General features: G+C 59.7%; 1 pseudogene. It reads right to left on the reverse strand.

The annotated features are described in order from the left end of the window. Window positions 1–561, reverse strand: a pseudogene (locus FRC98_RS22205) (AIR synthase related protein); the annotation flags it as partial.

Raw genomic sequence — 561 nt, forward strand, 5'->3', positions numbered from 1 at the left:
CTGGCCATGGTGGCGCCATGTATCCCGTCCCGCCCTGTCTTCGAGCCGACGTAGACAACCGGGTTTCCGGGGCCCGCAGCCGCCGAATAGAATATGCGGTCGCTTGGTGCCAGGCCTACGGTCATGGCGTTGACGAGGATGTTGCCGTTGTAGGCGGGGTGAAAGTTGATCTCGCCGCCCACCGTGGGAATGCCGACACAGTTCCCGTACCCACCGATGCCGGCGACCACACCAGCCAGAAGGTGGCGGGTCTTTGGATGTCGCGGATCTCCGAAGCGCAGCGCGTTCAGGTTCATGATGGGGCGGGCGCCCATGGTGAATACATCTCGCAGAATGCCACCGACACCCATAACCACCCCCTAATAAAATTCTATGAAACTGGGGTGGTTGTGGCTCTCGATCTTGAAGACGGCCGCCTGGCCTTCTCCTAAGTCTATGACGCCCGCATTCTCGCCAGGTCCCTGGATCACGTGCTGCCCTGTTGTGGGCAGGGACTTCAGCCACTTCTTGGATGACTTGTATGAGCAGTGCTCGGACCACATCACGGAAAATATGCCCAGT

Source organism: Lujinxingia vulgaris (assembly GCF_007997015.1).
Classification (GTDB): Bacteria; Myxococcota_A; Bradymonadia; order Bradymonadales; family Bradymonadaceae; genus Lujinxingia; species Lujinxingia vulgaris.